The sequence below is a fragment of the Salipiger sp. PrR002 genome, assembly GCF_010500775.1.
Lineage (GTDB): Bacteria > Pseudomonadota > Alphaproteobacteria > Rhodobacterales > Rhodobacteraceae > Salipiger.
On record NZ_JAAGOU010000016.1, the window covers coordinates 65,641 to 79,735 of the forward strand.

Genomic DNA, 14,095 nt, shown 5'->3' on the forward strand with positions numbered 1-14,095 from the left:
TTTTGGCCGAGGGAGGAGCCCCCATGAAACATGCCGCACAGACAGAGTTCGGTGCTTTTGCCGAACGGGCCACCGATGCCCCTCAGGACAATGCACCGGCGATTGATCGCCGAGAAGTGATGGACCTTGCGCTGGTCGACGCCTCTGTGCAAAGCGCGATCGAGGCCGTGCTCGCGCCCGGTCGTCGCACGATTGCCTTCCTCAACGCCCATTGCGCGAATGTCATGGCGCGTTGCCCGGACTACGGCGATGCGCTGCGCCGCGCGGATATGGTGCTGCCCGATGGCATCGGCGTCGAGCTTGCGGCCCGGATGCGGGGGCAGGGGCTTGCGGCCAACCTCAATGGCACGGATTTTGTGCCCGCGCTGCTGCGCGCGGCGCGCGAGCGCGGCATGTCGGTCTTTTTGTTCGGCGGCACGCCGGGCACGGCAGAGCGCGCGGCGCAGCGGCTCTGCAGCGACCTGCCGGGGCTGCGCATCGCCGGAACCCGCGACGGGTTCGCTGGCGCCGCGCATGAACATGAGGCGATCGCGGCGATCAATGCCTCGGGCGCGGATATCCTTCTGGTGGCGATGGGCGTGCCGCGGCAGGACCTGTGGCTGGCGCGCAATGCCGAGCGTCTGGCGCCGCGCATTCACCTCGGCGTCGGCGCGCTGCTCGATTTTCTGGCGGGCAACGTCCGGCGGGCGCCCGAGCCGCTGCGCCGGGCACGCTGCGAATGGGTGTGGCGGCTTGCCATGGAGCCGCGCCGCATGGCGGGGCGCTATCTGATCGGCAATGCCACCTTCCTTGCGCGTGCGGCGGTGAATGCGCTGCGCCGCACCGACCCGGTGGGCCTGCGCAAACGCCTGCTGGATGTCACGCTCGCCGGGATTGCGGCGCTGGCGCTGGCGCCGGTGCTGCTGCTGGTGGCGCTGGCGATCCGCCTCGACAGCCGCGGTCCGGCGCTCTATCGGCAGACCCGCGTCGGCAAGGATGGCAAACCCTTCGAGGTCCTGAAGTTCCGCTCGATGTATATGGATGCAGAAGAACGCCGCGCAGCGCTCCTGGCGAAGTCGGACCGGGCGGGCATCTGCTTCAAGGCGCGCAATGACCCGCGGGTGACGCGGGTGGGCCGTCTGCTGCGGCGCAGCTCGGTCGACGAGCTGCCGCAGATCTTCAACGTGCTGCGCGGTGAGATGTCCCTCGTCGGCCCGCGTCCCGCGCTGCCGCAAGAGGTCGCCGCCTATCCCGCGCATGCGCATGGGCGGTTGCGGGTGAAACCGGGTATCACCGGGCTGTGGCAGGTGTCGGGCCGCGCCGACATCTCGTTCGACAAGATGATCGACATGGACCTTGCCTATGGTGCCAGCCGCTCGACGCTGCTCGACCTGATGCTGATCTTTCTGACCTTCCGGACGGTGCTTTCTGGTCGCGGCGCCTATTGACCCCAGCAAAGGCGCCGCATTCCGAGCGGCGCGCACCCGACGGAAGCAAGGCCCGGCGTTCACCCCCACGCCGGGCCTTTGTGAGTCCGCAGGGCGGACGAGCGTTTAGCGCAGGAAAGAGACGACGCCGATGATCCCCAGAAGCCGCGCGACCTCGGTGATATTGGTGACCGTGCTGTCGTAGCAGGCGATGGCATCGCCGGGCAGAAGATAGGGGTCGTAATCGTCCCTGTCGGCGCGGCGCAGCAGATCCTCGATATTGCGCTCGATCACTGCCGAGACGCCGGTGACCGGGTTGCGGCTGAACAGCACCGCCGAGCGGTCGGCGCTGGTGGCGCGCGGCCCGCCGACGCAATTGGTATCGACCACCGCCTGCAAATAGCGCGTGCCCCATGGCACTTCGCGCACGTCGCGCCCGACGGCGGATTCGGCGTTGCCGCTGGCGGGCTGGGTCAGGTTCGACAGGAAAAGCGACACGCCCGCCGGGCTGATCGGCGAGGGCCGCATGAGGTCTTCCTGAAAGCACTGGCGGCTCGGCACGCGAATCTCGTCGCCGGTGATCAGCATCACATCGACTACATTGCTGCCCTCGAAGACGCCGCGCATGTCGAGCTTGTAAAGCTGCCCGCCGCGGCGCAATTCCACCGCCGAGATGTCGGCGTCCGGGCGCACGCCGCCCGCCGCGCGCAGCGCAGCCGACAGGTTGCGCGCTTCGGTCGAGGCACCCATCGCGGTGATCCGCACGTTGTCGCGCTGGTCGGCGCTGACGCCGCCGATGCCCACCTGATGCGGCTCGAACACCGCGCCCGACACGCCCACGCTGACCGGCGCGAGGTCGAGGATACGCACCGAGATGCGCGGGCTGTCGTCATAGAATTGCTCGGCGCGCAGGGCGCTGTCCAACTCGGCCTCGATCTCGTCCACGGTGCGTCCCTGCGCACGGATCGCGTCGAGGAAGGGCAGGCGGATCGTTCCGTCGCGCGACACCTCGTACGACCCATTGAACGTCTCGTCCTGCTCTACCCGAATGTCGAGAAGATCGCCGCGCGTCAGCCGCTCGCCGCGCAGCGCCGCCGCGGCGAGGCCGCCGAATTTGCCGCCGCCGTCTTGGCCGCCGCCGCCAAGCGGGGCGCGGCAGGCCTGCGCATTGATCGCCGGAGAGCGCAGATATTGCGCGTTGCTGCGGCTGACCTCCGGGCTGCGCCATTGCGCCTGATAGTCCATCCCCTCGGCCACCGGCGCCAGATTGTCGGGCCGGTCATAGCTGGCGCAGCCGGCGGCAGCCATGAGGGCGAAAATCGAGGCGGCCTTGAGACTTGGCTGGAACACGCGAACTCTCCGTAAGGACTGGCTGGCGGGCAGGGCCCGATCCAAGTGTTAGGCAATCTGAACGTAGGGATCCACGTTCCCGCTCGCGTTAAAGGAATATCCCATCGGATTGGTTGCTGTCCGTGGGCAGCATGCAACTGTCCCGCCGCGCAGGCGACGCAGGGGCAGGCTTTGCGGCACAGTCGGCAGGCCACACAGCAAAGGTCCGATCCGATGTCCCTGCCCAAACCCATCAGAGCGCCACGCAGCGCGCCTTTTGCGCGGAACCTGCTGTCCTATGGCGCGTCCGAGGTGGCGGCGAAGGCCTCGCGCCTGCTGGTGGTGATCGCCGTGGCGCGCAGCATGGAGGCAGAGGCCATCGGCCTCGCCGCCGCCGCGCTGGCCGCTGCGGACATCCTCAAGGCGCTGACCGAGAACGGCGTCGGCCAGCGCATCATCGCGGCGCCCGAGGATCGGCTCGAGGCCACCTGCGCCACCGCGCGGCGCATCTTCACCGCATGGTGCAGCGGGCTCTTCGTGTTGCAGCTCGCCCTCGCCGGGGGGCTGTACCTTTGTGGTGGCAGCGCCGTGGTCGCCGGGCTGATCGCGCTTCTGGCGCTGGAGTATCTCTTTATGCCTGCGGGGCTGGTGCAGGCGGCGCTGGCCATGCGCGAGGGCAAGATGCAGCAGACCGCCGCCATCGCAGGCGGGCAGGTGGTGGGCGCGAACCTCATGGCGGCGGCGCTGGCGCTGCTCTGGCCGGGCGCGCTCGCACTGGTGCTGCCGCGCATCCTTGCCGCGCCGATCTGGCTGATCTGCATGCGCCGCCTGCGCCCATGGCCCCCCGCGCCGCGCGCAGACCGCGCGCCGCTGTCGGAGTTCACCGGCTTTGGCGTGACGGTGCTGGCGATCGAGATCGTCAAGGCTCTGCGCCTGCAGGCCGACAAGCTGCTTATCGGCCTGCTGATGGGGCCAGAAGTGCTGGGGCTCTACTTCCTGGCCTTCAACGCCGGGCTCGGGCTCGCGTCGTCCTTCTCTGTCGCGGTGTCGGTGGTGATCTTCCCGCATCTGTGCCGCGCAGAGGACCGCCCCGGTGCGCTGCGCCAAGGCATCGTGCTGAGCCTCGCGGTGATTGCGCCCGTGGTGATGCTGCAGGCGGCGCTGGCCCCGCTCTATGTGCCGCTGCTCTTCGGCGCGGGCTGGGAGGGCATCGCCGAGGTGGTCAGCATCCTGTGCCTCGCCGCGATCCCCATGAGCCTCTGGTCCAACGCCGCGGGCTGGCTGCGCGCCGAGATGCGCACCGGGCAGGAACTGAAGGCGACCGCGCTGCTCACCGCCGCGCTGCTGCTGAACACCGCGCTGATGGCCCCCTTCGGACTGACGGCGCTGGCCTGGGGCTATCTCGCCACCGCCTGCATCACCATGGGCGCGGCCTCGCTTCCCGCCCTCGTCGCGGGCTTCGGCCCGCGCCCGCAAAGGAGCTGAACCATGCCCCGTTTCTCGATCATCCTGCCCTGCTATCAGGCCGAGGCGACCATCGCGCAGACGCTTGCCAGCCTGCAGGCGCAGAAATTCTCGGACTGGGAGGCGCTCTGCGTCGACGACGGCTCCCGCGATGCCACCCGCGATCTGCTGCGCTACGCCGCTGCCGGAGACCGGCGGATCAGGGTGCTGCGCAATCCCGGCAAGGGGCCGTCGGATGCGCGCAACCATGGCGCCGCCGAAGCGGTGGGCGAGGTGCTCGCCTTTTGCGATGCCGACGATCTGTGGACGGCGGACAAACTGACGATCCTCGACCGGGCCTTTGCCGCGCCGGACTGCGATGGGGCCTTCGGGCGGATCGCCTTCTTCGAGCATCGCCCCGAGGATTCCATGACCCTCTCGAGCGTGCCGCAGAGCGCGCTGACCATCCCGATGCTGCTGGGGGAGAACCCGGTGTGCACCATGTCCAACATCGCCCTGCGCCGCGAGGTCTTTGCCCGCAGCGGCGGGCTGCGGCGCGACATGATCCACAACGAGGATCTCGACTGGCTGATCCGGCTGGTGGGGCAGGGCGCGCGGCTGCAGCCCATCGACCGCGTGCTGGTGCATTACCGCGTCTCGCCCTCCGGTCTGTCGGCTGATCTTGAGGCCATGCGGGCCGGGCGTGCGGTGGCGCTCGAAAGCGCGGCGCGCTTTGGGTTTGTGCCCCAGCCCGGCGATGAGGCCGTGCATCTGCGCTATCTCGCGCGCCGGGCGCTGCGCGTCGGCATGGGCGGTACGGCCGCATTGGGGCTGGCGCTGCACGGGCTGAGGCTGGCCCCCGGGCGCTTTCTCACGCCGCTGCACCGGGGCGGCGGCACGCTGGCGGGCGCGGCGCTCGCGCCGCTGCTTCCCGCACCGCTGCGCCGCACGCTGTTCTCGCGCTGACCCTTTCAAGGAGCCATTCCCATGTCCCATCCCATGACCCATACCAACGCCGCGCCCACCGCCTCGATCATCGTGCCCGCCTTCAATGCCGAGGCCACGCTGGGCGAGACGCTGGCCAGCCTGCGCCTGCAGACCCTCCCGGACCTCGAGATCATCGTGGTGGACGACGGCTCGACGGACCAGACGCCGCAGATCGCCGCCAAGATCGCTGCGGCGGACCCGCGCGTGCGTCTGATCCGGCAGGCCAATCGCGGCCTTGCCGGGGCGCGCAACAGCGGTATCGCGGCGGCGCGCGCCAGCTACATCGGGTTTTGCGATGCCGACGACCATTGGGCTCCGGGAAAGCTTGCGGCCCATGTGGCGCATCTGGAGGCGAACCCGCATGTGGGTCTGTCCTTCGCCGGGTCGCTGTTGATGACCGAGAGCGGCGCGCCCATGCGCCGTGCGCAGCGGCCGCGGCTGAAGGCCATCGGTGCCACCCATGTGTTCAAGCGCAATCCGGTGGGCAATGGCTCGGTGCCGGTGATGCGGCGCGAGGCGCTGGCCGCGATCGCGTGGCGTCCGGCGCAAGAGCGCGAACGGGACTGGGTCTTTGACGAGACCTTCCGCCAGTCCGAGGACATCGAATGCTGGCTGCGGCTCGCGCTGACCACCGATTGGGAGATCGAGGGCATTCCGGGGCTGCTGACCCGCTACCGGATCACCTCGGGCGGGCTCAGCGCGGCGACCGAGCGGCAATACGCGGCGTGGGAGCGCATGGTCGAGAAACTGACGCCGCTCGATCCGCATTTCTTCGCCCGCCACGCGCCCGCCGCGCGCGCCTATCAACTGCGCTATCTGGCGCGCCGGGCGATCAGTGACGGGCGCGGGGCCGAGGCGCGCAGGCTGCTGCGCCGCGCGCTGCTTTGCTCGCGCCGCCCGCTGATCGAAGAGCCGCTGCGCTCTGCGGTCACGATCGCCGCCGCGCTGCTCGTCGATGGCCCGCTTGGCCGCAGGCTGCACCGCGCTGCCACCCGGCCCGCCTCGGCCTGACGCACGCATTTCGCAATCTCTTGGAGGAGCCCGCCCTATGACCTTTTTCAGCGCCATCGCCGCGTCCCACCACGACCGCCCGCGCGTGGTTCATCTTGTGGATGACACCACTGCCGGAGGGGTGATGCGGTACCTCGAGTTTCTGCGCAGCGATGCCACCTTGGCCGCAGAGGCAGACCATGTGCTGCTGCCGGTGGCGCGCGGCGCCGTGGGGCGGCTGTCGCTTCCGGCGGGCATCATCGTCTCGCATCTGTCGATCAACTGGCGCGCCCTGCCGGGGCTGATCGCGCTGCGCGCCCGGCATCCGTCCGCCCGTCTGATCCATGTGGAGCACAGCTATACCGCCAGTTTCGCCGCGCTGAACGTGCCGAGCCGGGCGCGCTTTTTCACGCTTCTGCGCAGCGCCTATGCGCTCTTTGATAAGGTGGTGGCGGTGAGCGCGGCGCAGGGCGACTGGCTGCGGACGCGGCGGCTGGTGCCATGGGAGCGGCTCGCGGTGATCCGGCCCGTGGTCGACCTGTCGGGTTTTGCGGCGCTGCCCGCGCCGCGCGGGCAGGGGCGGGTGATCGGGGCCTTCGGGCGGCTCGACCGACAGAAAGGGTTCGACACGCTGATCTCTGCCTTCCGCGCGGTGCCGGATGCCGACAAGGCGCTGCACATCTACGGCGCCGGGGATGATCTGGCGGCGCTTCAGGCGCAGGCCGGGGGCGACGCGCGCATCCGCTTTCTCGGCCATGTGACGGACCCGGCGCGGGCCATGGCAGAGGTCGATGTGGTCGCCATGCCGTCGCGCTGGGAAGCCTATGGCATCGCCGCGCTCGAGGCGCGCGTGGCGGGGCGTCCGCTGATCACCAGCGGCGCGGACGGGCTGCGCGATCATGCGGGCGCGGGGGTGACGCAGGTCTCACCGGCTGCACTGACCGAACTGACCGAGGCGCTGCGCGGCGGGCACGCTCCGGGGCTCCCGGCAAGCGCGCGGCAGGTGCTGGCGGCGGGGTCGGAACATGCGGTACGCCGGGGCTGGTCAGAGCTTCTTGGGCTGGCGGCGCCGGATGTGGGGACAGCGCCAGAGGAGGTCGCGGCGCTCGCCTAGATATCGGGGTCTAGGGGGAGGAAAGCGCCCTCTTCTCCACCTGCGGACCCGCCACTGGCATGGCTTAGACATGAGATCGGCCCCGGAGGTTTCCGGGGCCGATTTCGTGTGGTCTTTGCCGGGATGGGGAGCCTGCGCGTGTGGCCTCGGCTCAGTTTTGGTCGAGATGAGAGGTGTAATGCATTGTTTTATAATTTTAAAATTCTCACGATCACTTGATCGTACCATTGTATTTGATTCATCGTATCAAAAGGTTTAAGACTGATTCACGTTGGATCGTGGTGTGGAGGCGCTACGATCGGCCAACTCTCAAGGTTGGTGAGGAGGAGAGACCCGTGAGCGATTTCGAACTGCCGGAAAATCTGGGACATGACGGCGCCGCCGCGCGCCCGGTGAAGGCGTCCGAGGCCCTTGACACGCTGGGCCGGCGCATCGTCGCTGGCGAGTATCCGGTGGAGGAGACCCTGCCGGTCGAGGCCAGCCTCATGGAGGATCTGGGGGTCAGCCGCACCACTCTGCGCGAAGCGATCCGCACGCTCGTTGCGCTTGGGCTCGTCGAAGTGCGCACCCGGATCGGCACCCGCGTGCTGCCGCGCAAGCATTGGAACCTTCTGAACCGCGACGTGCTGCGCTGGATGATGCCGCTCGATGGGTTCAACGTGGAATTGATGGGCTCGATCGACGAGGCCCGCGAAGTTTTTGAGCCCGCCGCCGCCGGTTTTGCCGCCGAGCGGGCGAGCCGCGCCGCGATCACCGCGATCCGCGTCGCCTACGACAAGATGGAAGCCGCCGCCGAAAGCGGCGACGCCGTGGCCGCGATCCGCGCCGACCGCGAGTTTCACCTCGCCATTCTGGCCGCGACCGGCAACCCGATCATCGAGGCCTTTGACACCGCCATCGATGCCGTTCTGGGACAGCTGTTCCGGGTCGCCATCGAAATGCACATGGAAAATTTTCGCAACAATCTGATCAACCACCGCAACGTGCTTGACGCCATCGAGCGCAAGGACGCGGCGGCTGCCCGACAGGCGATGCTGGAAACCATCTGGTTCACGCGTCGGCACCTGGAAAGGCACAAACTGACCAAGACATTCAGCTAACCGGAGGAGACCCCCATGCTGAAGAAAATGACGTTCGCGAGCATTGCACTGCTCGCGGCGGCCGGCACCGCTATGGCCGAATACCCCGAAAAGCCGATCACCATGATCGTGCCGTGGAACGCCGGTGGCGGCACCGATGCCGTGGCGCGGATGCTGGCCAAGGGCCTCGAGGCCGAGCTTGGCACCAATGTCGCCGTGGTGAACCGCTCGGGCGGCGCCGGTGTGGTCGGCCATAACGCCATGGTCACCGCGCCGACGGATGGCTACACCATCGGCTTCGCCACCGCCGAGATGGTCACATATTATTGGACCGGCAACGCCGAGTTCACCGACGAGGATTTCACCCCCATCGGGCTGGTGAACTTCGACAGCGGCGCCTTCCATGTGGCGGCGGGCAGCGATTGGGAAACCGTGGGCGACGCGGTCGAGGCGATCAAGACCGAGCCCGCAGGCACCTTCAAGATGTCCGGCACCGCCGTTGGCGCGGCCTATCACCTCGCCTTCGCGGGCTTTCTGCAGCAGCAGGGCGTCGATCCGCTGAAAGTGACCATGGTGCCCTCGCAGGGCGCGGCTCCAGGCTTCCAAGAATTGGCCGCTGGCGGCGTGCAGATCATCCCGTCGTCGCTGCCCGAGGGCAAAACGATGATGGACGCGGGCCGCTCCAAGGCGCTCGCGGTCTTTGCCGAAGAGCGCAATCCGGCGTTCCCCGATGTGCCCACCGCCGAAGAGCAGACCGGTGAGGCATATTCCGGCGGCACATGGCGCGGCGTGGTCGGCCCCAAGGACATGGATGCGGAGGCCGCCGCCAAGCTCGAAGCCGCGGTGAAGACCGTCTTCGACAGCGAGGAGTTCCAGAACTTCATGTCGCAGCAGGGCTTTGGCGCCCGCTATCTGGATGCCGCCGGGTTCGGCGAGTTCCTCGATGAGACGCAGACCAGCGTGGGTGAGGTGATGAACGCCATCGGCCTCGCGCAGCGCGGCAGCTGAGGAGAGAGGCGATGCGGCTTCCGGATATCTGGACCGGGCTGGGTTTTGCGGTGCTGGGGATCTTCGTGGTCCTGCAGGCGCAGGGCTTCCCCGAACCTGCGGGGGCCGCGTCGCCTCGGCTCTTCCCGCGCATCATCGGCGGCGCCTTCGTGCTGTTCGGCCTGATGATCGCGGGGCGCAGCCTTGCGGCGCGTCTGCAGGGCGGCGACGTGCGGCTGGTGCCGCAGATGGAAGACTGGATGCGCAGCCCCAAGCGGCTGGCGCGGATCGTCTTCATCCCCTTGGCGATCGTGCTCTACGGGCTGCTGGCGCCGCTGCTGGGCTCGCTGCCGGTGTCGGTGGTGTTGGTCTTCGTCAGCGCGCTGCTCTGGGACGAACGCCCGCTTGCGGCGGCGCTTGTGGCGGTCGGCGTCTGTCTCGCCGTGACGCTCTTCTTCATCGAAGTGATGCGCGTGCCGCTGCCGACCGGGCCGTTCCCCGGCGCGCTGTTCTGAGGAGACCCGCATGGATGTTCTGATTTCCGCCTTTCACATGGTGTTCGCCTTCGACGTGCTGGGGGTGATCCTGCTGGGCTCGGCCTTCGGCCTTTTCGTCGGCGCGACTCCGGGCCTTAGCGCGACCATGGCGGTGGCGCTGCTGGTGCCGGTGACCTTCTTTCTGTCCCCGGTCGCGGCGATTGGCGCGATCGTCTCCTGCTCGGCCATGTCGATCTTTGCGGGCGACATTCCCGGCGCGCTGCTGCGTATTCCCGGCACGCCCGCCTCTGCCGCCTATATGCGCGAGCTTGATGCGCTGAACCAGATGGGGCGGCTCGATCTGGCGCTTGGCACCTCGATGATGGTCGCGGTGATCGGCGGCCTCATCGGCACCGCGATCCTTGTCGTCGCCGCGCCGCAACTGGCCGAGGTGGCACTGCTCTTCTCGACCTATGAATACTTCTGGCTGGCGCTGCTGGGCCTCTCCTGCGCCACGCTGGTGGCGGGGCGCGACCGGCTCAAGGGCACGGTGTCGCTGCTGCTGGGGCTGTTCCTGACGATGATCGGCCTCGACGTCACCACTGGCCTGCCGCGTTACACCTTCGGGCTGATCGACCTGCAGGCGGGGATCTCGCTGATCGCCGTGATGATCGGTGCCTTCGCCGTGGCCGAGATCCTGCGCTCGGCGCAGAACCCGCTGGAGACGCCCGAAAAACCCGCCAAGGCCGGGCTCTCGATCCTGCGCGGGCAGGGCCGCAATCTCTGGACCCATAAGGGCGCGGTGGCGCGCGGCAGCATTCTTGGCACGCTCATCGGCGCGCTGCCGGGGGCCGGGGCGGATATCGCGGCGTGGATCGCCTATGCGGTCAGCCAGCGCTTCTCGAAGAAGGCCGACAACTACGGCAAGGGCGAGCCCGAGGCCATCGCGGGCGCGGCTTCGGCCAACAACGCGGCGCTGTCGGGCAGCTACGTTCCGGCGCTGGTCTTTGGCATCCCCGGAGACTCGATCACCGCCATCGTCGTGGGCGTTCTGGTGCTCAAGGGCATCCAGCCGGGGCCGATGGTGTTCATCACCTCGCCCGATCTGGTCAATGCGATCTACATCGTCTTCGTGCTGGCGAACTTGCTGATCATCCCGCTCGGCCTCTTGGCCATCATCGGCGGGCGGCAGCTGCTGGGCGTGCGCATGGGCAAGCTCTACCCGTCGATCCTGCTGCTCTGCGTGCTTGGCACTTTCGCCACCAACAATTCGCTCTTTGATCTGTGGACCTTGGCCGCCGTCGGCGTGCTGGTCTGGATCATGGAGGCAAACGACTACCCCGCCGCGCCGCTGGTGCTGGGCCTCGTGCTTGGCCGCGTCGTGGAGGAGAATTTCATGTCCAGCATGATCAAGGCGGACGGCAATCTGCTCGCCTTCTTCGAACGGCCCATCGCCGGGGTGCTGGGCGTGATTACCCTGCTGGTCTGGCTCGCGCCGCCAGCTCTGGCCCTGCTGCGCCGCCTCTCCGGGCGCAGCGGTGGCCGCCAAAGTTCTCTCGCAAACGAAGGGAAATCCTAATGTACGATTCAATGACTGGATCGACCCATTCGCTCGCCCCGCCCGAGATCGCCGAAATGGCGATCCCCGAGGACGAGCGGGTCTGGGTCCCGCAGGCTCCGGGCGTCTGGTTCCGCCCGCTGCTGCTCAACACGATGGCCGGGCAGTGGTGCAACCTGCTGCGCGTGCGCAAGTCGGGCGTGCTGAGCAAGCACCTGCATCCCGCCCCCGTGGTCGGCTATGTGATCAAGGGCCGCTGGCACTACCTCGAGCATGATTGGGTCGCCGAGACCGGGTCTTTCGTGTTCGAGCCGCCGGGCGAGATTCACACGCTGACGGTCCCCGAGGATTGCGAAGAGATGATCACCTTCTTCAACATCCAAGGTTGCATGTACTACGTCGACGAGGACAACAAGCACACCGGTTTCGAGGATGTGTTCACCAAGATCGACATGTGCCGCAAGCACTATGAGGAAGTCGGGCTTGGCGCGAGCTACCTCGACCAGTTCATCAGATGACCGTCATGGAAAGAAGCGACATCTCCGCCATGACGGGCGGATGGGCCGCACCTTTCCTCGAAGGCCGCTCGGTCCTTGTGACCGGCGGCACCTCGGGGATCGGTTTCGGCATCGCGCTCGGCTTTGCCCGGGCCGGGGCCAAGGTCACCGCGACCGGCCTCACGGACGCCGAGGCAGAGGCCGCGACGGCCAAGGCCGCGGATTTGGGGCTGAGCGATCTGCTTGGCTTTGACGTGCTCGATGTGCGCGACGCCGAGGCGGTCAGCCGGGTGATCGGCGGCCAGAGCGATCTTTACACGCTGGTCAACTGCGCCGGTCTGATCCGCCGCGGCGCGGAACTGGAGCCCGAGGTCTTCGAACAGGTTGTCGATGTGAACCTCAACGGCTCCATGCGCTGCGCCCATGCCGCCAAGCCTGCGCTCGCGCGCACCGGCGGCAGCGTGATCAACACCGCCTCCATGCTGTCGTTCTTTGGCGGCGGGCTGGTGCCAGGCTATTCGGCCTCGAAAGGCGGGATCGCGCAGCTGACGAAATCGCTGGCCATCGCTTGGGCGAAAGACGGCATTCGGGTCAATGCCATCGCGCCGGGCTGGATCCGCACGCCGCTGACCGCCGATCTGCAGGGCGACGAGGGCCGCGCGGCCACCATCCTCGGGCGCACGCCGATGGGCCGCTGGGGCGAGCCCGAAGACCTTGCCGGCCCTGCCATGTTCCTTGCCACGCCGCTGGCGAGCTTCATGACCGGCACGGTGATCCCCATTGATGGCGGCTACGCCATCGCGTGACGCGCATTTACTGATCCAAGTCAGGAGGACGACATGAAGGCGTTGGTCTATGAAGGGCCGCGCACGGTTTCCGTGCGCGAGATGAAAGCGCCAGAGGGGCAGGGCGTTCGCCTGCGGCTGCGCTATTGCGGGGTCTGCGGCACCGACATCGGCATCTATTCGGGCAGTCACCCGCGCGCGCAGGCGCCGTTGGTGCTGGGCCATGAGTTCATCGGTGAGGTGATCGAGGATGCTGCCGGGTTCACCGCCGGGCAACGTGTCACCGCATTTCCGCTGCTGTCCTGCGGCAGCTGCCACCCCTGCCGCACCGGCAGCCCGCATATCTGCGCCAGCCTGCGCCTTCTGGGCATCGATCAGGACGGCGGCATGGCCGAAGAGATGATCGTCCAGCCCGAGCTTCTGGTGCCGGTGCCGGACCACGTGTCCGACCAACTGGCGGCGCTGATCGAGCCTGTGGCCGTTTGTCTGCGCGTGGCGGACCGGGCGGGCGTCACCATGGGCGACACCTGCGTGGTCACCGGTGCCGGGCCGATCGGGCTGATCACCGCGCTGATGCTGCGCCACGCCGGGGCGGGGCGCATCCTCGTGTCGGACATCGCGCCGGGCCGTCTGAAACTGGCACGCGATCTGGGGTTGGAGACGGTGAACGTCAGCAGCCAGAGTCTTGCCGGTGCGGTGGCCGAAGCCACCGGCGGCGATGGCGCGGATGTGCTGGTGGAATGTTCGGGCGCGGCGCCGGTGGCGCTCGAGATGACCCGGCTCGTCCGCACCGGGGGCACGCTGTGTCTTGCGTCGCTCTACAAGGCGCCTGTGCCGGTGCCGCTGCTCGATATGAGCTTCAAGGAGCTGCGGCTCATCGGCTCGCGCGTCTACACCCGCGAAGAGTTCCGCCGCGCGGTCGATCTGGTCGCCAAGCTCGAAGAGCCGCTGCTGCGGCTGGTGACGCAGGTGGTGCCGCTGAGCGGGGCCGGAGATGTGTTCGATCTGGTCACCGACCCGACCTCCGACGCGGTGAAAGTGCTGGTCGACTGTCAGGCCTGACTGCGGGTGGATCTGTGGGCGCGTCGGCCCGTTCAGGCCGGGACAGCCGCAAGCCACAGCGACAGAAGACCAAAGGCGCGCCGCGACGCAGCGTAAATTCCGCCGCGTCGCGGCATGATCAGAAAAATGAAATGCGGCATTGTGTCGCCACGGATCCGTGATAGCCTCCTAAGTAGGGAGGAACGAATATGCATCTTTTTCTGGTCGGCCTGTTGATTGGCTTTCTCATTATGTCGCCGGTGATCGCGCTGGTTCTGTTTGTGGGCATCATGTCGCGCCGCAAAGAGGCTGGCACACCGCCGCGCGGCGGCCTGCGTGCCCCGGTTCGCGGCGGCGGGTTCCCGGCGGGCTTGGCCAAGCCCTGACCGGTTGAAACGGGAAA

14 protein-coding genes are annotated in these 14,095 nt (G+C 67.9%); 13 read left to right on the plus strand and 1 reads right to left on the minus strand.

The genetic code is table 11. The features are described 5' to 3' along the window. The first annotated feature begins 23 nt into the window (after positions 1–23). Entirely contained in the window at positions 24–1,427 is a 1,404-nt protein-coding gene (locus G0A00_RS16395; protein WP_164183114.1) for a WecB/TagA/CpsF family glycosyltransferase, read from the plus strand. A 105-nt stretch (positions 1,428–1,532) separates the two neighbouring features. Here G0A00_RS16395 and G0A00_RS16400 read toward each other — a convergent pair whose 3' ends face one another. Next, positions 1,533–2,714: a polysaccharide biosynthesis/export family protein gene (locus G0A00_RS16400; protein ID WP_164183205.1), complete on the minus strand. Its 1,182-nt coding sequence runs from the start codon at positions 2,712–2,714 to the stop codon at positions 1,533–1,535. Between the two features lie 255 nt (positions 2,715–2,969). On the opposite strand from G0A00_RS16400, the gene G0A00_RS16405 reads away from it, so the two are divergent. The 12 genes from G0A00_RS16405 to G0A00_RS16460 all read left to right on the plus strand — a co-directional run bounded on the left by G0A00_RS16405 (position 2,970) and on the right by G0A00_RS16460 (position 14,078). Continuing rightward, positions 2,970–4,220, plus strand: a complete 1,251-nt coding sequence (locus tag G0A00_RS16405) for an oligosaccharide flippase family protein (RefSeq protein ID WP_164183112.1) — start codon at positions 2,970–2,972, stop codon at positions 4,218–4,220. 3 nt (positions 4,221–4,223) lie between these two features. Then, the gene (locus G0A00_RS16410) at positions 4,224–5,144 is read left to right on the plus strand and encodes a glycosyltransferase family 2 protein (RefSeq protein WP_164183110.1); all 921 of its coding nucleotides are present in this window, start codon (positions 4,224–4,226) and stop codon (positions 5,142–5,144) included. Positions 5,145–5,165: 21 nt separating this feature from the next. After that, a complete protein-coding gene (locus G0A00_RS16415) occupies positions 5,166–6,176 on the plus strand; it encodes a glycosyltransferase family 2 protein (RefSeq protein WP_164183108.1) in 1,011 nt (336 codons plus the stop codon). Between the two features lie 37 nt (positions 6,177–6,213). After that, entirely contained in the window at positions 6,214–7,269 is a 1,056-nt protein-coding gene (locus G0A00_RS16420; protein WP_164183106.1) for a glycosyltransferase, read from the plus strand. Between the two features lie 335 nt (positions 7,270–7,604). Beyond that, positions 7,605–8,369, plus strand: a complete 765-nt coding sequence (locus G0A00_RS16425; RefSeq protein ID WP_164183104.1) for a FadR/GntR family transcriptional regulator — start codon at positions 7,605–7,607, stop codon at positions 8,367–8,369. 15 nt (positions 8,370–8,384) lie between these two features. Further along, positions 8,385–9,356 (plus strand): tripartite tricarboxylate transporter substrate binding protein, encoded by a 972-nt coding sequence (locus G0A00_RS16430; protein WP_164183102.1) that lies wholly within the window; start codon positions 8,385–8,387, stop codon positions 9,354–9,356. A gap of 11 nt (positions 9,357–9,367) precedes the next feature. Next, on the plus strand, positions 9,368–9,850 hold the full coding sequence (locus G0A00_RS16435) for a tripartite tricarboxylate transporter TctB family protein (RefSeq protein WP_164183100.1): 483 nt from the start codon (positions 9,368–9,370) through the stop codon (positions 9,848–9,850). A gap of 10 nt (positions 9,851–9,860) precedes the next feature. Then, entirely contained in the window at positions 9,861–11,390 is a 1,530-nt protein-coding gene (locus G0A00_RS16440; protein ID WP_164183098.1) for a tripartite tricarboxylate transporter permease, read from the plus strand. Next, positions 11,390–11,887 carry a 2,4'-dihydroxyacetophenone dioxygenase family protein gene (locus tag G0A00_RS16445; RefSeq protein ID WP_066109472.1) on the plus strand — a complete coding sequence of 166 codons (498 nt, stop codon included), beginning with the start codon at positions 11,390–11,392 and terminating at the stop codon, positions 11,885–11,887. Before G0A00_RS16440 ends, G0A00_RS16445 begins: the two co-directional genes overlap by 1 nt. Positions 11,888–11,892: 5 nt before the next feature. Continuing rightward, positions 11,893–12,672: an SDR family NAD(P)-dependent oxidoreductase gene (locus tag G0A00_RS16450; RefSeq protein WP_164183096.1), complete on the plus strand. Its 780-nt coding sequence runs from the start codon at positions 11,893–11,895 to the stop codon at positions 12,670–12,672. A 33-nt stretch (positions 12,673–12,705) separates the two neighbouring features. Next, the gene (locus G0A00_RS16455; RefSeq protein ID WP_164183094.1) at positions 12,706–13,713 is read left to right on the plus strand and encodes a zinc-binding dehydrogenase; all 1,008 of its coding nucleotides are present in this window, start codon (positions 12,706–12,708) and stop codon (positions 13,711–13,713) included. 188 nt (positions 13,714–13,901) lie between these two features. After that, positions 13,902–14,078 (plus strand): hypothetical protein, encoded by a 177-nt coding sequence (locus G0A00_RS16460; protein WP_157374261.1) that lies wholly within the window; start codon positions 13,902–13,904, stop codon positions 14,076–14,078. Positions 14,079–14,095: the final 17 nt, after the last annotated feature.

Excerpts from the sequence above, each read along its gene's own strand:
- G0A00_RS16395 (WP_164183114.1), top strand. The coding sequence starts at position 24 with ATGAAACATGCCGCACAGACAGAGTTCGGTGCTTTTGCCGAACGGGCC.
- G0A00_RS16400 (WP_164183205.1), bottom strand. The coding sequence starts at position 2,714 with ATGGCTGCCGCCGGCTGCGCCAGCTATGACCGGCCCGACAATCTGGCG.
- G0A00_RS16410 (WP_164183110.1), top strand. The coding sequence starts at position 4,224 with ATGCCCCGTTTCTCGATCATCCTGCCCTGCTATCAGGCCGAGGCGACC.
- G0A00_RS16455 (WP_164183094.1), top strand. The coding sequence starts at position 12,706 with ATGAAGGCGTTGGTCTATGAAGGGCCGCGCACGGTTTCCGTGCGCGAG.
- G0A00_RS16440 (WP_164183098.1), top strand. The coding sequence starts at position 9,861 with ATGGATGTTCTGATTTCCGCCTTTCACATGGTGTTCGCCTTCGACGTG.
- G0A00_RS16450 (WP_164183096.1), top strand. The coding sequence starts at position 11,893 with ATGGAAAGAAGCGACATCTCCGCCATGACGGGCGGATGGGCCGCACCT.
- G0A00_RS16430 (WP_164183102.1), top strand. The coding sequence starts at position 8,385 with ATGCTGAAGAAAATGACGTTCGCGAGCATTGCACTGCTCGCGGCGGCC.
- G0A00_RS16445 (WP_066109472.1), top strand. The coding sequence starts at position 11,390 with ATGTACGATTCAATGACTGGATCGACCCATTCGCTCGCCCCGCCCGAG.
- G0A00_RS16405 (WP_164183112.1), top strand. The coding sequence starts at position 2,970 with ATGTCCCTGCCCAAACCCATCAGAGCGCCACGCAGCGCGCCTTTTGCG.
- G0A00_RS16415 (WP_164183108.1), top strand. The coding sequence starts at position 5,166 with ATGTCCCATCCCATGACCCATACCAACGCCGCGCCCACCGCCTCGATC.
- G0A00_RS16435 (WP_164183100.1), top strand. The coding sequence starts at position 9,368 with ATGCGGCTTCCGGATATCTGGACCGGGCTGGGTTTTGCGGTGCTGGGG.
- G0A00_RS16420 (WP_164183106.1), top strand. The coding sequence starts at position 6,214 with ATGACCTTTTTCAGCGCCATCGCCGCGTCCCACCACGACCGCCCGCGC.
- G0A00_RS16460 (WP_157374261.1), top strand. The coding sequence starts at position 13,902 with ATGCATCTTTTTCTGGTCGGCCTGTTGATTGGCTTTCTCATTATGTCG.